Origin of the sequence: Pleomorphomonas sp. JP5, assembly GCF_023721815.1 — a bacterium.
GTDB lineage: Bacteria > Pseudomonadota > Alphaproteobacteria > Rhizobiales > Pleomorphomonadaceae > Pleomorphomonas.
In genome coordinates this window covers 57,064-71,480 of the sequence record NZ_JAMDLI010000002.1, presented here as the reverse complement: position 1 = coordinate 71,480, position 14,417 = coordinate 57,064, and the positions used below count along the sequence as shown (strand labels likewise).

At 63.6% G+C, this 14,417-nt stretch carries 11 protein-coding genes; 8 read left to right on the top strand and 3 right to left on the bottom strand.

Features of this window, described 5'->3' with window-relative positions; genetic code table 11:
* Positions 1–110 precede the first annotated feature (110 nt).
* Positions 111–512 carry a hypothetical protein gene (locus M4J40_RS02220; protein ID WP_251751765.1) on the bottom strand — a complete coding sequence of 134 codons (402 nt, stop codon included), beginning with the start codon at positions 510–512 and terminating at the stop codon, positions 111–113.
* Positions 513–946: 434 nt separating this feature from the next.
* Here M4J40_RS02220 and M4J40_RS02215 point away from each other — a divergent pair, with 434 nt between their 5' ends.
* Positions 947–1,552 carry a transglutaminase-like cysteine peptidase gene (locus tag M4J40_RS02215; protein WP_251751763.1) on the top strand — a complete coding sequence of 202 codons (606 nt, stop codon included), beginning with the start codon at positions 947–949 and terminating at the stop codon, positions 1,550–1,552.
* 84 nt (positions 1,553–1,636) lie between these two features.
* On the opposite strand, the gene M4J40_RS02210 is transcribed toward M4J40_RS02215, so the two are convergent.
* Both M4J40_RS02210 and cobU read right to left on the bottom strand, forming a co-directional pair.
* Positions 1,637–2,314 (bottom strand): sugar transferase, encoded by a 678-nt coding sequence (locus M4J40_RS02210; RefSeq protein ID WP_405030710.1) that lies wholly within the window; start codon positions 2,312–2,314, stop codon positions 1,637–1,639.
* A gap of 552 nt (positions 2,315–2,866) precedes the next feature.
* Entirely contained in the window at positions 2,867–3,379 is a 513-nt protein-coding gene (gene cobU / locus M4J40_RS02205; RefSeq protein ID WP_251751759.1) for a bifunctional adenosylcobinamide kinase/adenosylcobinamide-phosphate guanylyltransferase, read from the bottom strand.
* A 218-nt stretch (positions 3,380–3,597) separates the two neighbouring features.
* Here cobU and M4J40_RS02200 point away from each other — a divergent pair, with 218 nt between their 5' ends.
* From M4J40_RS02200 to M4J40_RS02170, 7 genes are all read left to right on the top strand, one after another.
* The gene (locus M4J40_RS02200) at positions 3,598–5,115 is read left to right on the top strand and encodes an amino acid permease (protein ID WP_251751758.1); all 1,518 of its coding nucleotides are present in this window, start codon (positions 3,598–3,600) and stop codon (positions 5,113–5,115) included.
* A 153-nt stretch (positions 5,116–5,268) separates the two neighbouring features.
* Positions 5,269–6,672 carry an aldehyde dehydrogenase family protein gene (locus M4J40_RS02195; RefSeq protein ID WP_251751757.1) on the top strand — a complete coding sequence of 468 codons (1,404 nt, stop codon included), beginning with the start codon at positions 5,269–5,271 and terminating at the stop codon, positions 6,670–6,672.
* 124 nt (positions 6,673–6,796) lie between these two features.
* Positions 6,797–7,648, top strand: coding sequence for an orotidine-5'-phosphate decarboxylase (pyrF, locus tag M4J40_RS02190; RefSeq protein ID WP_251751756.1), 852 nt, complete (start codon positions 6,797–6,799; stop codon positions 7,646–7,648).
* Between the two features lie 17 nt (positions 7,649–7,665).
* Positions 7,666–9,474 carry an ABC-F family ATP-binding cassette domain-containing protein gene (locus tag M4J40_RS02185; protein ID WP_251751755.1) on the top strand — a complete coding sequence of 603 codons (1,809 nt, stop codon included), beginning with the start codon at positions 7,666–7,668 and terminating at the stop codon, positions 9,472–9,474.
* A gap of 72 nt (positions 9,475–9,546) precedes the next feature.
* A complete protein-coding gene (locus M4J40_RS02180; RefSeq protein ID WP_251751754.1) occupies positions 9,547–11,907 on the top strand; it encodes a mechanosensitive ion channel domain-containing protein in 2,361 nt (786 codons plus the stop codon).
* Positions 11,908–12,051: 144 nt separating this feature from the next.
* On the top strand, positions 12,052–13,056 hold the full coding sequence (locus M4J40_RS02175; RefSeq protein ID WP_251751753.1) for a hypothetical protein: 1,005 nt from the start codon (positions 12,052–12,054) through the stop codon (positions 13,054–13,056).
* 121 nt (positions 13,057–13,177) lie between these two features.
* Positions 13,178–14,398, top strand: a complete 1,221-nt coding sequence (locus tag M4J40_RS02170; RefSeq protein WP_251751751.1) for an MFS transporter — start codon at positions 13,178–13,180, stop codon at positions 14,396–14,398.
* The last annotated feature ends 19 nt before the right edge of the window (positions 14,399–14,417 follow it).

Below are 14,417 nucleotides of genomic sequence, written 5' to 3'. Positions count from 1 at the left end.
GCGCTAGCCCAAACCCAACAGGCCGATACAAAAAAACCGTGGCTCTGTATTTCGAGAACCACGGTTTTCGAGATGGCATGCATGCCCTGTTCTCGCAGCGGCAAACTCAATCAGCCGCCGGGGCTCGCAGCGCCGTCATCGGGAGTCACAGAGCCCGTGACCTGAGACGCACCGAGTGAGTCGAGCGTGTTGTTGAGGCTGACCAGCTGGGGGCTCGCCACGACGTCGGCGCGGCTACCGGCGGTCGTCGTCACATACTCGGTCACCTGAGCCACCACAGCGGGGGGAAGGTTGGCGGGCAGGGCCCTCAAAAGGGTCTGAAGTGCCTGAATGCACTGGGAAGAGCTTCCGGAGGAGCAGGAACTTTGAGCCGCGGTCACCAGAGCGGTGTTGACGCCGGTACCCTGAAGCTCGCTGATAAGGCCGGTCGCCGTAGTCGCGGCGAAGCCGCTTGCAACCGACGACAATGCCATCGCGACGCCGAGCGAGGCGGAAAGGAAAAGTCTGCTCATATCGATTATCTCCTAAAAGCGTTGCATTAAATTGGAGCGCCTGGCTCCACCTGCCGCCACATTTTCAGATAGTTTACATTAAGTACTTGATCCCGTGCAAGGGGAGTCTTCTGTCTCTTGCGTGTTTTTCCTGATCCTGTTCCCTTGCTTTGTTCCAGGTCCGATCATGTGCCGGCAGTCCGGGAATTCCGCGATTTTTCTTTCGCTCGCTCAGTGTCCGAGCACTTGAGCGTCTTGCCGCCCTTCGAGCTTCTGGCTCGTTCGGACTTGGTGATGTGGTTAATGACGGTGGCGTCAATTTACTTAAAATTTGAATTGTATTTGCTCTAAATTCTCTGCTTGATGTGATGAAGTTGTTGTCCATGCTGGCTAACAGAATTTCAAAAGAAATATGGTCAACTTGCCCCACTTAAGACTTGGCGGGGTTTGTTGACATGAACAAGTTGATCCGAACACTGGTGCTGTCCGCTGTCGTGGCAACCCTGCCTCAGGTGGCGTCGGCCGGCTTCTTGAACGTTCCCAAGCAAAGCCTGGATTTGCCCGTCGCCGGAAAGGTCAACGCCAAGGGGCCGACTCTTGGTCCGTCCGGCTTCTATGTGATGTGCGCCACCATTCCTTCCGCTTGCAAGGTTCAGAAAGCGCGGAATGTCGGGGCATCATCAGGCAATGTGCGGCTGACCGTAGATACGCTCAAGCTCATCGACCGCGTCAATCGCCAAATCAACGGTGCGATGCGGCCAAAAGCAGAGTCCGGGACAGCCGATGTGTGGAAAATCGGCGGATCGTCTGGCGACTGCGAGGACTATGCACTCACAAAGCGTGCTGCTCTGCTGCGCAAGGGGTTCCCGAGTTCGTCTCTGTTGATGACGACTGTCGTGACAAGGCGGGGCGAGTCGCACGCGGTGCTGATGGTGCGAACCGACCGCGGCGATTTCGTGTTGGATAACCTCAACTCCCTGGTCAAGCCTTGGAGCGCCACCGGTTATCGGTTCATAGCGATGCAGTCGCCGACCAACCCGCGCATGTGGGTGCGCCTGTAAAAGCGTGCCGACCCGACTGTCACGTTCCGATTTCTACGCCTCGCTGTCGAAAACTGGCGGGGCGTAGTTCTGTCGATGAAGTGGCTAGAATCCCTTGCCGCGCAGGATCTCGTTGATCAGCGTGCGGAGGATGATGCGGATGTCGAGCCAGATCGAAAAGTTGCGAATGTACTCAATATCGCGCAGGACGCGCATCACCGACGGCTCCACCTCGATGGTTGGTCCGCGGAGGCCGCTGGCCTGCGCGAGTCCGGTGATGCCAGGGCGCATGGCATGGCGGCGCTCATAGCCGATCACGAGCTCCTCATAGCGGACGCCGGCGGCCAGCATGCCAGGAACGTGCGGCCGAGGGCCGACCAGTGACATGTCGCCCAACAGGACGTTGATCAACTGAGGCAGCTCATCAATGTTGGTCCTGCGAATAATACGCCCGATCGGTGTTACGCGGGGGTCGTCGGCAACCGTCTGGGCTACGCCTGAAAGATCGCAACGATCGGTGTACATCGACCGGAACTTTAGGATCTCGAAAGGCTTGTTGCCAAGCCCGGTCCTTTCCTGGCGGAAGAACACCGGCCCCGAGCTGGTAAGTTTGATGATCGCGGCGACGGCGATCAGAAGCGGAGACAGCAGCAGCAGTCCGAACGTGGCTCCTACGATGTCGACCAGCCGCTTGGCTACGAGATGAGCGGGCCGCCAGTTGACTTGAGTGTCACCTTCTTCTTGATCGAGGTTGGCTCCGCCAAAGGAAGCCACCGCCATCATCCGACCGGTCGAAAAAGCCGAAGTCGTTGCGACGCGTGTATTGCTGGAAGTCGAAAAGCGGGCTGAAGATCCGCCCTCGGCCGGCGTCAGTTCGCGCAATCCCGACGAACTCTCGGCACCGCCCTTGGAAAAATCCTGGGTAAGGTCCGTTAGGCGCATTACATCCCCCAAACCAAAAAATGAACTTCGAAAAAATTCGGAAACCGTCCGGCTCAAACCGCCGCAACGATCACTCCGAGGTAACAAAACATTTACCACGCTAGTGGATTTCCCCTAAGCTCGCAAGCCGAGTTGCCTGCGTGAGAAGTGGGAAGCCCATGCAACCGGCGCAAAGCTCAGGCTCCGCGCAGGCTACCGAAAAGCCGTTCGCAAGCCGCATGCCATATGGAAATCGTCCCCGATGTGCCAAAATCATGCATCTTGGCCATGACTCCCTAGGCCTTTGCATCCTCGTCATAGTTAATATTGATTAAACTTACATCACACTCGCCAGCGAGCAAATCGACTCGTTGGTCTGATGGCATTTGGTGATCGACCGACCAGCCGTTCGCGTCACTTGAGCCTGAGAGGCAGGCCGGCTGCGACGAACCAGGCTTCGTCGGCAATGGCGGCGATTGCTTGATTGAGCCGGCCCGCTTCGTCGCGAAAGCGACGGGCGAGCGCGTTCTCGGGGACGATGGACAGCCCAACCTCGTTCGATACCAGGACGACGGGTCCGGAGACAGCCTGGAGTGCGGCGGCAAGGCCGTCGCTCTCGGCCTGAAGATCGGCGTCGGCGAGCAATCGATTGGTCAGCCAGAGCGTCAGGCAGTCGACGAGGATTGCCCGGTCATTCCGCGCTTCCAAGGACAGGGCCTCGGATAGCTGGTGTGGAGCCTCGATGGTCCGCCAGTCAGAGCCTCGCCGCTCTCGGTGAAGGGCTATCCGCTTTTCCATCTCGTCATCGCGGCACTCGGCGGTGGCGACATAGATGTTCTCTTTCGCCGCGAAAGCGCGCGTGCGCTGTTCGGCGAAGCGGCTCTTGCCGGATCGGGCGCCGCCCAGGACGAAGATGATCGGTGCCATGGGCTGCTCCTTCGGTTCTCCCTGGCATTCGGCTAGCCGCCAAGCGGCTCTTGCGCAAGCGGAGACCGACCGGCTATTGGCCAAAAGTAGCATGATCCTTGCAAAGAGACCCTCGGCTTCCGCGCTTGCCGTTCGCAGGGACCCGCTTCGGTGGGGAACGGGCGCCGGCCTTGAGGTCGTGCCGCGCGTGGGGCCACTAAAAAGAAAAGGGGAACTCAATGTCCACGTCAGAAGGAAGCGTCAGCTACAAGAAGGCTGACGCGAGCTATTTCGAACAGCGACACCTGTCGCGCTATGCTGGCATCTGGTCGCTCTGGGCGCTAGGCGTCGGCGCGGTGATTTCCGGCCATTTTTCGGGCTGGAACTTCGGATTTTCCACCGGCGGCTGGGGCGGCATGCTGGCCGCCGGCGCCATCATCGCCGTCATGTATCTCGGCCTGACCTTCTCGATCGCCGAGATGAGTCCGGCCCTGCCGCACACCGGCGCCGCCTATTCCTTCGCCCGCACGGCCATGGGGCCATGGGGCGGGTTCATCACCGGCCTTTGCGAGAACGTCGAGTATGTCATCACGCCGGCTGTGATCGTCACCTTCATCACTGCCTACGTGAACTCCATCCTTGGCCTCGACGCTGCCTATTCGCCGTTCGTCTGGATCGTTTTCTATGCGATCTTCCTGGGGCTGAACGTGTTCGGGCTCGAACTGTCGTTCAAGGTGACGCTGGTGGTGACGGTGCTGTCGCTGGCCGTCCTGGTGTTCTTCTGGGTGAGCGCCATCCCCAACATGGACTTCTCGCGCTGGGCGCTCAACATCGGCGTCGGCCCGGATGGCGCGGCCATTGAACTGCCCGAGGGCGGCGGCGAGTGGTTCCCATTCGGCTTCTCCGGCGTTCTCGCCACGCTGCCCTTCGCCGTCTGGCTGTTTCTGGCCATCGAGCAACTGCCGCTGGCCGCCGAAGAATCGGTCGATCCCAAGCGCGACATGCCCAAGGGCATCATCCTCGGCATCTCGACGCTCATTCTCTCGGCCTTCATGATCGTGCTGCTCAACCCTGCGGTTGCCGGCGTCGGCGCGTTCCACCTCGGCTCCTCGCTCGAGCCGCTGCTCGACGGCTTCCGTGCGGTCTATGGCGACGGCGGGGTCGTGCTGCTCGGCATCGTGGCGCTGACCGGCCTGATCGCCTCCTTCCACACCATCCTCTATGCGCAGGGCCGGCAGGTCTACTCGCTGTCGCGCGCCGGCTATTTCCCGACCGCCCTGTCGCTCACGCACGGCAAGTACAAGACGCCGCACGTCGCCATGGTCACCGGCTCCATCGCCGGCCTTCTGGTGATGATGGTGATCTGGTTCGCGCTCGGCGCCGCCGAGGGTGGCGCTGCCATCGGCTCGGTGCTGCTCAACATGGCGGTGTTCGGCGCCATGTTCTCCTACATCATGCAGGCGATCTCCTTCATCATGCTCAGGATCAACCAGCCGGACATCGAGCGTCCCTACAAGAGCCCGCTCGGCATTCCCGGCGCCGTGCTGACGATCATCATCGCCGTGGTCACCCTCTACTATCAGGTGCAGGACCCCAACTTCTCCAAGGGCGTGCTATGGGTGGCCGTGTGGTTTGCGGTGGCGATCGCCTATTTCGCGATCATTGGCCGCCACAAGCTGATCCTGTCGCCGGAAGAGGAGTTCGCCATCGCTCATGCCGGCGGCGCCATCGCCGAGGAACCGGCTCCGGCGGAGTGAGCTTTCAAGACGCAATCAAGACGACGGGGCGCCCTCATCGGCGCCCCGTTGCGTATTGAGGCTGTCCCTTGATTGCCGGGCGCGGGCATGCAGAGATAGGCGATCCTGGGGCCATTCCCTCTTCGCCGGCCCGGAACCAATGGAGCGCTTCTCATGTCCGACGTCATGACGCTCGTCTCGCCCGTGGACGGTTCGGTTTATGCCGAGCGGCCGATCGCCACGGAAACCGAGATGAACCGCGTGTTCAGGCTTGCTCGCGATGCCCAGAGGGGATGGGCAAGGCTGCCGCTCGAGGCGCGCATCGAATACTGCCTGAAGGCGCTCGACGCCATGCTGGCCATGCGGCCGCGCATCGCCGAGGAGCTGACTTGGCAGATGGGGCGTCCGATCCGTTTCACGCCTTACGAGCTCAACGGCGTCGAGCAGCGCACACGCCATATGGCGAAGATCGCCGCCGAAAGCCTCGCGCCGCTCGACAGCGGCCTTGAGTTCGCCGACCATGGCGCCCATCGCTATATCAGCCGCGAGCCGCTCGGCGTGGTCTTCGTGGTGGCTCCCTGGAACTATCCCTATCTCACCACCGTCAACTCGGTGATGCCGGCGCTGATGGCAGGCAACACGGTGGTGCTGAAGCACTCCGACCAGACGCTTCTGGTGGCCGAGCGCTTTCAGGATGCCTTCGACGCGGCGGGGCTGCCGGAGGGCGTGTTCCAGCACATCGTGCTCAGTCACGACCAGACGGCCGCGGCGATTGCCGGACGCAAGGCCGACATGGTGGCCTTCACCGGCTCGGTCGCCGGTGGTGTGGCGATGGAACGGGCCGCGGTGGGAACGTTCATCGCCCTCAACCTGGAGCTCGGCGGCAAGGACCCCGCCTATGTACGGCCCGATGCCAAGCTCGACTTTGCCATCGAGAATGTCGCCGATGGCGCCTTCTTCAACTCGGGGCAGTGTTGCTGCGGGATCGAGCGCGTTTATGTGCACGAGAAGGTCTACGACGATTTCGTCGCCGGTCTCGTCGATCTCACGAAGACGTACGTGCTCGGCAATCCCACCGATCCAGCCGTGACGCTGGGTCCGATGGCGCGTGCACGCGGCGCGGCAACGGTGCGCGAGCAGATCGCGGCGGCGTTGCGAGGCGGAGCGGTCGCGCATGTCGACCCCAAGTCCTTTCCGGCCGATGCCGAGGGAACGCCCTACATCGCGCCGCAGGTGCTGACGTCCGTCAACCATCAGATGGCCTTCATGAACGAAGAGACCTTCGGTCCGGCTGTCGGCATCATGAAGGTTCGGGACGACGCAGAGGCGCTCGGGCTGATGAACGACTCGAAATATGGGCTCACCTGCTCGTTGTGGACCGAGGATCTCGATGCCGCCGAGGCAATGGGCCGCGAACTCGAAACCGGCACCGTCTTCGTCAATCGCTGCGATTATCTCGATCCGGCGCTGACCTGGACCGGCGTCAAGGACACCGGACGCGGCGCGGCGCTGTCGCCACTCGGCTTCCAGGGCCTGACACGGCCGAAGAGTTGGTACGTGCGCCGCGCGCCCGTCTAGTCGCCGCCAGGGGCGGCGGTCGCATCGTCATTGTCTGCTTGCAGCGCTTTCACGGAAAACCGGTTCCCACTTTTCCGTGCGATGCGCTATATCGCCTGCCGAAAGCCCAATCCGGAGAGCCGACATGCCCGTCATTTCCTTCGCCGATCGTTTCGAGGCGGTCGCCGACCGTCGTTCGCCGCTCACCGTCGGCATCGACCCGGCGCCGGAAACGCTGAAGGCGTGGGACTTGCCCTATAGCGCCGAGGGCGTGCGCGTCTTCGGCCTGGAGATGGTCGAGGCGGTGGGCGACCTAGTCGGTGTGTTCAAGCCGCAGATCGCCTTCTTCGAGCGCTTCGGCTGGCAGGGCCTCAAGTCGGCCGCCGAGGTGATCGGCCACGCCCGCTCGGCCGATGCGCTGGTGATCGCCGACATCAAGCGGATGGACATCGGCCACACCATCGAGGCCTATGCCGGCGCCTGGATCGGCGAGGACGCCGGCACGCCGGTCGACGCCATCACGCTCGGCGCCTACATGGGGTCGGGTGCGCTTAGCCCGGTGGTCAAGCGCGCCGTCGAGCACGGAGCGGGTCTCTTCGTCGTGGTGCGCTCGTCGAATCCGGATGGCCTCCAGCTTCAGACGGCCCGCCAGGATGACGGTCGCACGGTGGCCGATGCGCTGGCCGACGATCTCACCGCCTTCAATCGGGATGCGCTTGGCAAGACGGGCAATGGTCCCTGCGGCGCAGTGGTCGGGGCGACGCTCGACGATGCCGACGAGGTGCTGGAGCGTCTGCCGACCTCGCTGATCCTCGCTCCGGGTATCGGCGCGCAGGGTGCCACCATGGCCGACCTCCGGTTGCGCTTCGGGCGAGCGGCGGCCAAGCGTACGTTGCCCAACGTGTCGCGGCAGGTGGCGGCCGCCGGTCCATCGAAGAAGGCGCTGCGCGAGATCGTCGAGCGCCTCGCCGAAGAAGCTTTCACGCTGCGCGGCTGACGGGAACGACATCAAACATGGCTTCTCCTCCGGTTCTGTTTCTCAAGAACATTCGCCTGACCTTCGGCGCAACGCCGCTTCTTACCGGCGCCGACCTGACGGTGGGCGAGGGCGATCGCATCACGCTGGTGGGGCGAAACGGCTCGGGCAAGTCGACCTTGCTCAAGATCGCTGCCGGCCTCGTCGAGGCGGATGACGGCGAGCGTTTTTTCCAGCCGGGAAAGACGGTGCGCTATCTCAAGCAGGAGCCCGACCTCTCCGCGTTCAAGACGACGCTCGAATATGTGGAATCGGGTCTGGCGCCGGGCGATGACCACTATCGGGCGCTCTACCTTCTCAACGAGCTCGGCATGACCGGCAACGAATCGACGGCATCCCTCTCGGGTGGGGAAACGCGCCGGGCGGCGCTTGCCCATGTTCTGGCGCCTGAGCCCGATATCCTGCTGCTCGACGAGCCGACCAACCATCTCGACCTGCCGGCCATCGAATGGCTGGAAAGCGAGCTGAAGGGCATGAGGTCGGCCATGGTGTTGATCTCGCATGACCGGCGGTTCCTCGAAAACCTGTCGCGGACCACCGTCTGGCTCGATCGCGGCGTGACGCGCACGCTGGATCGTGGCTTCTCCCATTTCGAGGCCTGGCGCGACCAGGTGCTGGAGGAGGAGGAGCGCGAGCTCGTCAAGCTCGACCGCAAGATCGAGGCGGAAGAACACTGGATGCGCTATGGCGTTACCGCTCGCCGCAAGCGCAACGTCCGCCGCGTCGACCTTCTGGCCGATCTTCGCAAGGCAAAGCGCGAGCATCGCGGCCCGCAGGGCTCGGTCAAGATGGCCGCCGCCGAGGCTGAGGCGTCGTCGAAGCTGGTCATTGAGGCGAAGGCCGTTTCCAAGTCCTTCGGCGACCGGCCGATCGTCAAGGACTTCTCTATCCGCGTGGCGCGCGGCGACCGGATCGGCATCGTCGGTCCGAACGGCGCCGGCAAGACGACGCTGCTGAGGCTTCTCACCGGAGACCTTGAGCCGGACAGCGGAACCGTCAAGCTCGGCCTCTCGCTCGACATGCAAACGCTGGAGCAGAAGCGCGACAGCCTCGATCCCGAGACAACGCTCGCCGACGCCCTCACGGAGGGCAAGGGCGACTGGGTGGTGATCGGCGAAGAGAAGCGCCACGTCATCGGCTACATGAAGGACTTCCTGTTCTCTCCCGAACAGGCACGGACGCCGCTCTCGGCGCTGTCGGGCGGAGAGCGCGGCCGGGTGATGCTGGCGCGCGCCCTGGCCAAGCCATCCAACATGCTGGTGCTGGACGAGCCGACCAACGACCTCGATCTCGAAACGCTCGACCTTCTCGAAGAGCTGCTCGCCGACTACGGCGGCACGATCATCGTCATCAGCCATGACCGTGATTTTCTCGACCGTGTCGTCGCCTCGGTGGTGATGAGCGAGGGCGATGGACGCTGGCTCGAATATGCCGGCGGCTACACCGATATGCTCGCCCAGCGCGGCAAGGGCGTCGAGGCGCGGAAGGCCGAAAAGGCGGCGGCCGCGCCGAAGAAGGAAGCCGCGCCCGCATCCGCGCCCAAGGTTCGCTCGAAGCTCAGTTTCAAGGACAAGCATGCCCTTGAGACGTTGCCGGGTCGGATCGATGCGTTGACGGAGGAGGCGAAGCGCCTTCATGCCGTGCTCGACGATTCCGGTCTTTATGCGCGCGATCCCAAGCAGTTCGCAGCGGCGACCGAAAAGCTGACGGCTACCGAGACCGCGCTGGCGGCTGCCGAGGAAGAGTGGCTTCGGCTCGAGATGCTGCGGGAGGAACTCGAGGGCTGACGGCTCGTTGCCCCAAGAGGTCAGGTTGCGCGCTGCCCTCTTTTGGGCAAGACAGGACGTCAGTTTGGTCGAATGATCCAGCGAATCATGCCTATTTTCCGCTTTCTCGCCCTGATCCTGGTACTCGCGCTTCCCCTCGGAGCGTCGGCGCAAACCCTTCCGGGTCTTTCGCCGGCGGCCCAACCGGCCGAGACCGCCTCGACGTCTCCGTCCGTGACGTCCCCGGCGTCGGCGAAGGCGCTGGTCGACATTCTCAAGGACGATGCCGCGCGCGCCGCCCTGATTGGCGAACTTGAGAAGCTGGCCCAGCCGGAAGCGGGCGATGCCGTCACCCCTCCGGCCGATGCGTCGACAACGGAACCCGCCGACACTCCAGTCGTGCCGCTCGCCCGAGAGATCGGGTCGGTGACGCAGGATCTGTCACGACAGGTGGTCGACGTGGTGCTGAAGATCGGCCACGGCCTCGGCAATCTGACGCGGCTTTTCGATGGCAGCGCCGCGGTCAACTGGGAGAGCGTGCAAGAGCAAGGTCTCGCGCTCGCCATCCTCGTCGTCTTTGCCTTCGCCACGTTGACGGTTGCCCGCTTCCTGGCCCGCTTCCCGCTCGGCGCCGTCGAAAGGGCGGCCACGGGCAAGCCCTTGCCGCGCCGGGTGCTCTGGATCGGCCTTGCTCTTTTCATCGATTGGGCGGTGATCGGCATCGCGTGGTTCGGCACGTCGGCTTATGCCATCGCCGCGTCCGGTGGCGGGCGCATAGATCTGATGCAGAGCCTTTTTATCGATGCCTTCGTGGTGATCGAGTTCCTGAAAAGCTGTCTTGCCTCGGTTCTCCAGTACCGCCGGCCGGCCCTCAAGCTGTTCAATCTGGAGCCGACGACCGCGCGCTTCTGGTATTTGTGGCTCAGCCGGCTGATCAGCTTCCTTGGTTATGGCGTTCTGGTGGCCCATCCGCTGGTCAACAAGGCGATCGGCTTTTCGGTGGGCATCGGCTTCCGTCTCGCCGTGGTGCTGATCACGCTCATTGGCGCCACGGTTCTGGTGTCGGTGAAGCGGGAGGAAGTGCGGAACGGCCTGTTCCCCCTGCTCGAGCCGGTGAAGAGCTCGGTGTTGCGCACGATCCTCGCGCTTCTCATCCACGGCTGGCACGTCATCGTCATCATCTATCTTGCCGTGGCTTTTGTCCTCTGGGTCAGCCGGCCGTTCGACGCCGTGGACTACATGGCGTGGGCCACGGTCGAGACGGTTTTCGCCATCGTCGTCGGCGGTCTCGTCGACAGCCTGCTCTCCCATGCCATTTCCGATGGCATTCGCCTGCCGGCGGACGTCAAGAAGACCCTGCCCCTGCTTGAAGCGCGGCTCAACATGATGGTGCCGCTGTTCTTCCGGGCGGTGCGCGTGCTGCTCGTGGCGATCGTGATGGCGGTGCTGCTGCAGAGCTGGGGCGTCATCGATCTTCTTGCCTGGTTCCAGTCCGACGGTGGGACCGAGGTCGTCGGGCGCGTCCTGTCGGCAGCCATCATCCTGCTCGCCGCTGGCGGCATATGGCTGGCCGCTTCCAGCTGGGTGGAGTATCGCCTCAACCCATCGCTCGGTCGGATCACCAACGCGCGGACGCGCACGCTGCTGTCGTTGTTCCGCAATGCGTTCTCGATCGTCCTCGTCATCATCGCGGCCATGCTCACTCTGTCCCAGCTCGGGGTCGATATCGCCCCTCTGGTGGCCGGCGCCGGCGTTGTCGGTCTTGCCGTCGGCTTCGGCTCGCAGAAGCTGGTGCAGGACATCATCACCGGTGCCTTCATCCAGTTCGAGAACGCCATGAACGAGGGAGACGTGGTCACCGTGGCCGGCATCACCGGCGCCGTGGATCGGCTGACCATCCGTTCGGTGGGCATTCGCGATCTGGATGGCGTCTATCACATCATCCCCTTCTCCTCGGTGACCAGCGTCTCGAACGCCATGCGTGGATTCTCGTTCCACGTGGCGGTGATGGACGTCGCCTACAAGGAGGATATCGAGGCGGTGAAGGTTGCCATGCAGGAGGCGTTCGACCGGTTGATGGAGAGCCCGCGCGGCGCCGTCGTTCTCGATCCCCTGGAGATGCACGGCATTGTCGCCTTCGGGCCGAGCAGTATCTCGGTCCGGGCGCGCATCAAGACGTTGCCGGGAGAACAATGGGCCACCGGGCGGCTCTACAATGAGATCCTCAAACAGGTCTTCGACGAACGCGGCATCGAGATTCCCTTCCCGCAAACCAAGGTCTGGTTCGCCGAGGATGGTGGAGAGGCAGGCGTTGCATCGCCCGGAACGCCGGCAGTCGCGCATGCGCCTCAGTCGGAGGTCGGCCGGGCGGACCGGCCTGCCAAGCCCAGTTCGCCGGCCAAAACCCTCGATGTTCCGCGCAACGAGGATGACGATTCGGACGTCGATCGGTGACGGCAGCGCCGGGCAGACCTGCGCAGCGTCATCTCTGCCCGTCGGAAAAAGCGGTTGCGTTTGATGACCGGCGTTCTAAATGAGAGGCCATAGGCTCGGGCCGCGCGCACCCGGATCCGCCTTGCCTGATGGAGACGACAGGACTTGAGCGATCCAACCGAAGTCCATACCAGCGCGGAAGCGTCACCGGGGCGGTTTGCGCTGGCCGTGAGGTGGATTGGTCCGGTCATCGCCGTGGTGCTGATTGCCGGCGCGGTCTGGGTGCTTTGGGACATGGCGACGAAGATGTCGTTCGCCGACATCCACAACGCCGCGCTGGCGCTGCCCGCACATCGTTTCGTGCTGGCCTTCGTCTTCACCTTCTGCGGCCTTGTCGCGCTCGCCACTTACGATCTTCTGGCTCTCCACGCGCTCAACTACACGAGTTCGGTCAGTCTGGCGCGGGCTGTGTTTGGCGGTCTCATCGCCAACGTCTTCGCCAACACGCTCGGTTTCCCGCTGCTCTCGGGAGGTGGCGCCCGTTACCGCATCTACTCCATGGTCGGCGTCAGCTTCTCGGTGGTGGCGAGGCTGATCGTCATGAGCTGGCTGACCATGTGGTCCGGCATCCTGTTCGTGCTCGGTCTGGCGCTGACTCTGGAGCCGACCACGCAGTATCCCGTCTTCCCCCACCACTACATCGATCGGCTGGTCGGTCTCGTCATTCTGGTCGCTCTCTCGAGCTTTATCATCTGGTTGGCGCGGAAGCGGCGGGCCATCCGGGTCAGCGGCATGGTCGTGCGCATGCCCAAGGCCAAGCCGGCGTTCCTGATGGTGCTGGCCGGGGCGTTCGACCTGCTCGCGGCTTGCGGGACGCTCTACGTTCTGCTGCCGCCCGATGCGGTGCCGGACGCCGCTCGTTATCTCGTCACCTATTCCATCGCCTTCCTGGCCGGCATGGCCGCCAATACGCCCGGCGGCGTCGGCGTGTTCGAGGCGACGGTGGTAACCGGGCTCGGCATCGCCCACCGGCCGGATGTCGCCGCCGCCTTGATCCTGTTCCGTCTCATCTATTTCGTGGTGCCACTGCTCTTTGCCTTGGTGCTGCTCGCCTTCCTGGAGGGGCGGCATCGACTGGCGGTGCGCCGGGCGCGGCGTGAGGAAGTTTGAAGGCGGCTGATGTTGCCCGCGTAGGGGAACCGCAAGGCGGTCTGGAGGGCTTGTTCGGCGCTCCGTTCTGGATCAAAAGTCACCGTCCGCCACTCCCGAGCCTCGGTGCCCGAGTGACCCCATGAGCCATCAGCCTTCGCCGAATGCCTTCGCCCACCGGCCATATCTTCTCTACTGGCTGGCCCGCCTGTTCGCGACCTTCGCCATTCAGATCGTCGTGGTCGCCGTTGGCTGGAAGGTTTACGACCTCACTCACGATCCGATGGCGCTCGGCTATGTGGGGCTCATGCAGTTCCTGCCGGCCTTCCTGCTGGTGCTCATCACCGGCACGGTGGCCGACCGGGTGTCGCGTCGGTTGATCATCATTGCCTGTTTCGGCATCGAGGCCGCCGCCGCCATCTGGCTGTTCCTCCTGTCCTGGACGGCGTCGCCGAGCGTCATGCCGATCTACGTCATCCTCCTGGTGATGGGTATCGCCCGTGCCTTCATGGGGCCGGCCATGCAGTCGGTGGTGCCAAACCTCGTGCCGCGCGAAGCGCTCGCCAACGCCATCGGCTGGGTGTCGTCGTCCTGGCAGGTGGCCGCGATCGGCGGGCCGGTGGCCGGCGGTCTGCTCTACGGCATTTCCGAGCTTGCCGCCTTTGGCACGGCGGTGGCGCTGCTCGCCGCTGCTGTGGGATTGATGTTGGCAATGCCGCCGATCATCGTGAAGCAGGGAGAGAAGGAGCCGGCCTGGCAGGCAGTTTCGGCGGGCTTTCGCTATGTGTTTTCCAACCGGCTTGTGCTCGGCGCCATCTCACTCGATCTTTTCGCGGTGCTGCTTGGCGGAGCCGTGGCGCTGATGCCGGTCTATGCCTCCGACATTCTGGTGCTCGGTCCGGCCGGCCTCGGCATGATGCGGGCGGCGCCCGGCATTGGCGCCATCCTGGTGGCGGCGTTCCTGGCGCGCTTCCCGATCAAGGCCATGGCTGGCGTGAAGATGTTCCTCGGCGTTGCGCTGTTCGGATTGGCGACCGTAGTGTTCGGCGTGTCGGTGACGCCGTGGCTGTCGATCCTCTGTCTCGGCCTGATGGGGGCCGGCGACATGATCTCGGTCTATGTGCGCGAGACGCTGATCCAGCTCGCCACGCCCGACGAACTGCGCGGTCGCGTCTCGGCGGTCAACATGGTGTTCGTCGGCGCCTCCAACGAACTCGGCGAGTTCCGCGCCGGCAGCATGGCGGCGTTGATCGGCACCGTGCCGGCGGTGGTGTTCGGCGGCGTCGGCACGCTTGCCGTGGCGGGCTTGTGGTCGGTGATCTTTCCCGACCTTCGCCGGGCCGAGAAGCTCGACGGCAGCTGAATGTCGCCGATGCTTCGGC